This window comes from Nocardiopsis sp. TNDT3 (genome assembly GCF_003427465.1).
In the GTDB taxonomy this organism is placed as follows: domain Bacteria; phylum Actinomycetota; class Actinomycetes; order Streptosporangiales; family Streptosporangiaceae; genus Nocardiopsis; species Nocardiopsis dassonvillei.
On sequence record NZ_QPFC01000894.1, the window covers coordinates 1 to 6,119 of the forward strand.

General features: G+C 73.4%; 6 protein-coding genes. 5 read left to right on the forward strand and 1 reads right to left on the reverse strand.

Annotated elements, in window-relative coordinates:
* The 3 genes from DQW06_RS21200 to era all read left to right on the forward strand — a co-directional run.
* On the forward strand, positions 1-962 hold a 962-nt coding region (locus tag DQW06_RS21200; protein WP_157983534.1), incomplete at its 5' end, for a hemolysin family protein.
* Complete coding sequence (locus DQW06_RS21205; protein ID WP_013151762.1) at positions 959-1,303, forward strand: hypothetical protein; 345 nt, start codon at positions 959-961, stop codon at positions 1,301-1,303. The genes DQW06_RS21200 and DQW06_RS21205, both read left to right, overlap by 4 nt.
* A gap of 9 nt (positions 1,304-1,312) precedes the next feature.
* Entirely contained in the window at positions 1,313-2,281 is a 969-nt protein-coding gene (gene era, locus DQW06_RS21210; RefSeq protein WP_019606906.1) for a GTPase Era, read from the forward strand.
* Positions 2,282-2,416: 135 nt separating this feature from the next.
* On the opposite strand, the gene DQW06_RS21215 is transcribed toward era, so the two are convergent.
* Positions 2,417-3,151, reverse strand: coding sequence for an IclR family transcriptional regulator (locus DQW06_RS21215; RefSeq protein ID WP_019606907.1), 735 nt, complete (start codon positions 3,149-3,151; stop codon positions 2,417-2,419).
* A gap of 285 nt (positions 3,152-3,436) precedes the next feature.
* On the opposite strand from DQW06_RS21215, the gene DQW06_RS21220 reads away from it, so the two are divergent.
* Together DQW06_RS21220 and allB are read left to right on the forward strand one after the other, a co-directional pair.
* Positions 3,437-4,741: a DUF6986 family protein gene (locus DQW06_RS21220; RefSeq protein WP_013151765.1), complete on the forward strand. Its 1,305-nt coding sequence runs from the start codon at positions 3,437-3,439 to the stop codon at positions 4,739-4,741.
* Between the two features lie 5 nt (positions 4,742-4,746).
* Positions 4,747-6,096, forward strand: a complete 1,350-nt coding sequence (gene allB / locus DQW06_RS21225; RefSeq protein ID WP_013151766.1) for an allantoinase AllB — start codon at positions 4,747-4,749, stop codon at positions 6,094-6,096.
* Positions 6,097-6,119: the final 23 nt, after the last annotated feature.

Here is a 6,119-nt window from a genome sequence, read left to right on the forward strand (position 1 = left end):
GCGCGGCGGTGGTCTACCCGGTCCAGGTCGTGGTGGGCCCCATCGCCCAGCTGTTCGTGGGGGCGGGCCGCGCGCTCACCCCGCGCGCCAAGGGCGACCGCGAGGGCCCCTTCAGCACCGAGGTGGAGCTGCGCCAGCTCGTGGACCTGGCCGAGCGGGGGGAGGTCATCGACCCCGAGGAGAGCCAGATGATCCACTCGGTGTTCAAGCTCGACGACACGCCCGTGCGCGAGGTGATGGTGCCCCGCCCCGACATCGTGTTCACCAGCCGCGAGGCCGACGCCGACGCGGTGCTGACCCTGGCGCTGGCCAGCGGTTACTCGCGCATCCCGGTGACGGGTGAGGACGAGGACGACGTGGTCGGCATCGTCTACCTCAAGGACCTGGTGTACCAGCTGCGCGACCGCTGGGCGGCGGCCGCGGGCACCGACGACGAGGTGCCGCTCACCGCGGGCGACGTGATGCGCCAGGCGAACTACGTCCCCGACACCAAGCCCATCGACGAGCTGCTGCGCGAGATGCAGCAGCAGCGCAACCACGTCGCGGTGGCCATCGACGAGTACGGCGGCACGGCGGGCCTGGTGACCCTGGAGGACATCGTGGAGGAGATCGTCGGTGAGATCACCGACGAGTACGACCACGAGATCCCGCCGGTGGCCTGGCTCGACGCGGACCGGGTGCGGGTGACCGCCCGCCTGCCGCTGGGCGAGCTGGACGAGCTGTTCCCGGACCGGGACCTGGACGTGGCGGACGTGGAGACCGTCGGCGGACTCGTGGCGTTCGTCCTGGGCCGGGTGCCCGTGGGAGGGGACCGGGCCGAATACGCTGGTCTCCGACTGACCCTCGAGGGCAAGAGCAGCCGCCGGAGCCGGATGACCACGGTCCTGGTGGAGCGCCTGCCCGCCGACGCCGAAGGGGCGCCGGAGGAGGACAACGACGACGTGAGGAGCACGGAGCAGTGACGGAGACGACGGGGCTCGGCCCCGAGGACGGCAAGCTCATCACGCTCGCGCGGGCCTCCCGGGCCCGCAACGCGGCGGCGGAGGGCGCGGCGGTGCGCGACGAGACCGGGCGCACGTACGTGGCCACGACGGTGTCACTGCCCTCGCTCCGGCTGTCCGCGCTCCAGGCGGCCGTGGCCGCGGCGGTCTCCGGTGAGGCCACCGCGCTGGAGGCCGCCGTGGTGGTCACCGAGGCCGCGGAGCTGACCGAGGACGACCGCGCGGTGGCGGAAGACCTGAAGACCCAGGTGGTGGTGATCGCGGCCCCCGACGGGGTGCCCGCGAGCATCACCCGGAGCTGAGAAGGACCCATGAACGAGCTCGACCTGGAGAAGCTGCGCGTACCGCTGGAGATGCCCTCCCACCCCGAGGGCTTCCGCAGCGGTTTCGCGTGCTTCGTGGGCCGCCCCAACGTGGGCAAGTCCACCCTGATGAACGCGCTGGTCGGGCAGAAGGTGGCGATCACCAGCAACCGGCCCCAGACCACGCGGCGCACGGTGCGCGGGATCGTGCACCGGCCCGACGCGCAGCTGATCATCGTGGACACGCCCGGCCTGCACAAGCCGCGCACCCTGCTGGGTGAGCGGTTGGACTCGCTGGTGCGGTCCACCCTGGTCGAGGTGGACGTGATCGCGTTCTGCCTGCCCGCCAACGAGCCGATCGGGCGGGGCGACACCTACATCGCCAAGGAGCTGGCGGAGCAGACCAACACCCCCGTGGTCGCCCTGGTCACCAAGACCGACCTGGTGGACCGGGACGCCGTGGGCCGTCACCTGATGGCGGTGAACGAGCTGGGCGACTGGGCCGACATCGTCCCGGTCTCGGCCCAGGGGGGCTTCCAGCTGGAGACCGTCACCGACGTGCTGTGCTCGCACCTGCCGGAGGGGCCGCCGCTGTACCCGGACGGCGACCTCACCGACGAGCCGGACGAGATGCTGGTGGCGGAGCTGGTGCGCGAGGCCGCCCTGGAGGGTGTGCGCGACGAGCTGCCGCACTCCATCGCGGTGGTCGTGGACGAGATGTACGAGCGCGAGAACACCCGCCCGGGCAAGGAGCTGGTGGACATCTACGCGTCGCTGTACGTGGAGCGCTCCAGCCAGAAGGCGATCGTGATCGGGTCCAAGGGCTCGCGCCTGCGCGACGTGGGTTCGCGGGCCCGCAAGCAGATCGAGGCCCTGTTGGGCCGACGGGTGTTCCTGGACCTGCGGGTGCGGGTGGCCAAGGACTGGCAGCGCGACCCCAAGCAGCTGCGCAAGCTGGGCTTCGACCAGCCCACCTGACGGGCTGACCTCGGGGGCCGCCGGTGCCGTGCGCGGGCCCCGACACGCGGCGGCCTCGCGGGGTGCGGGCGCCGCCGGCTGTGGGCACGGGAGCGCGGTGAACAGACCGGGCCGGGGCGACCCCGGCCCGGTTCGTCATGTCTGGTTGTTGAGGTCGGTGGCCAACAGGGTGGCGCAGCGCCGCACGATGGGGGCGGCGCGGTCCACGAACTCCCAGCTCACCCGGGCCTCGGGGCCCGACACCGACACGGCCATCCCCGAGGGCGCGCCCGCGACGGGGACCGCCACGCAGCGCACGCCGACCTCCTGCTCGCCGTCGTCCACGGCGAAGCCCTGTGAGCGGACCCGGCGCAGCTCCGCGAGGAAGGCGTCGGGGTCGGTGATGGTGCGGTCGGTGGCGGCGGGCATGCCGGTGCGGCGGACCGTGGCCAGCACCTCCTCGTCGTCGAGCTGGGACAGCAGCGCCTTGCCCACGCCCGCCGAGTGCGGCAGCACGCGGCGCCCCACCTCGGTGAACATGCGCATGGAGTGCTGTGAGGGCACCTGCGCGACGTAGACGACCTTGTCGCCGTCGAGCATGGCGAGGTTGGCGGTCTCGCCCAGGTCCTCCACCAGCTGCGCCAGATGCGGTCGGGCCCAGGTGCCCAGCATCTGCGAGGCCTTGTCGCCCAGGCCGATCAGCCGGGGCCCCAGCGCGTAGCGGCGGGAGGGCAGCTGGCGCACGTAACCGTTGCCGACCAGGGTGCGGATGATGCGGTGGATGGTCGGCAGGGGGAGCCCCGAGGAGTCGGCCAGCTGGCTCAGCGAGGTCTCGCCGCCCGCCTCGGCCATGATCTCCAGCAGTGAGAAGGCGCGGTCGAGGGACTGCACGCCGCCGGAGCGTCCGCGTTTGCCCTGTTCGTCAGGGTGGAGAGAGGTCTGTGGGGCTGACAAGGATCGTGCTCCCATGCTGAGGGCCGTGGGTTCGGGGTCCTGCCTCCGCGCGGGGAGGACGGTTTCCGGCTCACTGTCTTCTATAGCACGTGCAACGGCGGTGTTCCGGTGGTCCGGGAACCTGCGCCCCGGGATCTTGGACACCCCGGGCTCCCTTGTTATTCCGGATAGCAAAAGTTAATATCCACGATAGGAAAAACTAGCCTGGGAGGGGACATACACGTGCAACAGGACCGGTCCGAGAACCGCCGCAGGGAACCCGATCTCGGCCTGGACGTGCTCACCGCCGGACTGAACGCCCGCCTGGCCGACGCCGACGCCCGGCTCGTCCGCGACTACCCGGGCTCCTCCGGCGCACGCCAGCCGGTGCACACCGTCTACGTTCCGGCGGACCGCGTCCGGGCCGGACTGGTCAGGGAGTGGGGCGAGGCGGCCCTGCGCAGTCTGGACGAGTACGCGCCCGACGCCGCGGCCCTGGCCGCCGCCACCGGCGTGGACGAGGACGCCGTGGCCGGGGTCCTGCCCCGCCTGCGCGACAAGCTCGTCCGCGAGCCGGTCGAGGACCTGCGCGTGGACCTGGAGGACGGCTACGGCGACCGCGGCGACGCCCAGGAGGACAGCGACACCGTCGCCGCCGCCCGCGCCCTGTGCTCCGACATGGAAGCCGGACAGGCACCGCCCGTCCTGGGCGTGCGGATGAAGGGCATGGAGGCCGCCGGACGCGCCCGCGGCGCCCGCAGCCTCGCGCTGTTCCTGCACACCCTCCTGGAGGAGCGGGGCGGGCTGCCGGACGGGCTCGCGCTCACCCTGCCCAAGATCACCTCCGTGGAGCAGGTCGAGGCGATGGTCTGGCTCACCGAGGAGCTGGAGCGGCGCCTGGAGCTGCCCGAGGGGCGGCTGCGCTTCGAGTTGCAGATCGAGACCCCGCAGTCGGTCCTGCTCCCCGACGGCACGGTGGCCGTCGCCCGCATGATCGGCGCCGGCCAGGGCAGGGTCAGCGCACTGCACTACGGCACCTACGACTACAGCGCCGCCTGCGGGATCACCGCCGCCTACCAGAGCATGGCCCACCCGGTCGCCGACCACGCCAAGGCCGTCATGCAGGTGGCCGCCGCCGGAACGGGGGTGTGGCTCTCCGACGGCTCCACCAACGTGCTGCCCGTGGGCTCGGCCGAGGAGGTGCGCGCCGCCTGGCGTCTGCACGCCTCCCTGGTCCGACGCTCCCTGGAGCGCGGCTTCTACCAGGGCTGGGACCTGCATCCGCACCAGCTGCCCACCCGCTACCTGGCCACCTACGCCTTCTACCGCGAGGCCTTCGCGCCCGCCGCCGCGCGCCTGCGCGCCTACCTCGGCGCCGTCGCCGGGGGCGTGCTGGACGAGCCCGCCACCGCCCAGGCGTTGGCCGCCGCCCTGGTGAGCGGGGTACGCTGCGGGGCGCTGGACGAGGCCGAGGTGGCCGACGCCGCCGGAACCGACACCCGCACACTCGTCGGCCTGGCCAGCCGGCGGGTGGGACAGGAGCAGTGAAACCGATGACCCAGCACGATCTCGCCGTCCGCGCCCGCCGCGCCCTCACCCCCGAGGGGGAGAGGCCCGTCACCGTCGGGGTGCGCGACGGGCGCGTGGTCAACGTCCTGGAGGGGGAGTCCGCGCCGCTCATCGCCCGCCGCGAGATCACCCTGGCCGGGGACGAGGTGCTGCTGCCGGGCCTGGTCGACACCCATGTGCACGTCAACGAGCCCGGGCGCACCGAGTGGGAGGGCTTCGCCACCGCCACGCGGGCCGCCGCCCTGGGCGGGATCACGACCCTGGTGGACATGCCGCTCAACAGCGTGCCGCCGACCACCACCGTCGCCGGGCTCGACGCCAAGCAGGCCGCCGCCGATGGCAAGCTCGCCGTGGACGTGGGCTTCTGGGGCGGGGCGGTCCCCGAGAACAGCCGCTCCGGCGCCACGAAGGAGCTCGCCGCGCTCTGGGAGCGCGGGGTGTTCGGGTTCAAGGCGTTCCTGTCCCCGTCGGGGGTGGAGGAGTTCGGCCACCTGTCCCAGGAGGAGCTGTACTCGGCCGCGGAGGCGATCGGGGAGTTCGGCGGACGGCTCATCGTGCACGCCGAGGACCCCGGCGTCCTGGACGGGGCGCCGCCCGCGGCCGGGCGCGACTACGCCTCCTTCCTGGCCTCGCGGCCCGACACCGCCGAGAACGAGGCGATCGCCCGGGTGATCGACGTGGCCAGGGCCACCGGCACCCACGCGCACGTGCTGCACCTGTCCAGCGCCTCCGCCCTGCCGCTGATCGCCCGGGCCAGGGCCGAGGGCGTGCCGCTGACGGTGGAGACCTGCCCGCACTACCTCACCCTGGAGGCCGAGGGCGTGCCCGCGGGGGCCACCCAGTACAAGTGCTGCCCGCCCATCCGGGACGCGGCCAACCGCGACCTGCTGTGGCGCGCGCTGGCCGACGGGCTGATCGACTGCGTGGTCAGCGACCACTCGCCCAGCACCCCCGACCTCAAGGACCTGGACACCGGCGACTTCGGCACCGCGTGGGGCGGGGTGTCCGGCCTCCAGGTGGGCTTCTCCGCGGTGTGGACCGAGGCCCGCCGCCGCGGCGGATCCCTGGCGGACGTGGTGCGGTGGATGTCGTCCGGGCCCGCGCGGGTGGCCGGACTGCGCGGCAAGGGCGCCATCGCCGAGGGCGCCGACGCCGACTTCGCCGTGGTCGCCCCGGAGGAGTCCTTCCGGGTGGACGTGCGCGCGCTGGAGCACCGCAACCCGGTGAGCCCCTACGACGGGGCCGAACTGCTCGGGCGGGTGCGCCGCACCGTCCTGCGCGGTCGGGACGTGGGGCCCGGGGACAGGGCCGGGCGGATGCTCGTCCGCGGGTAGGAACGGCGACGGGCCCCCCCCCC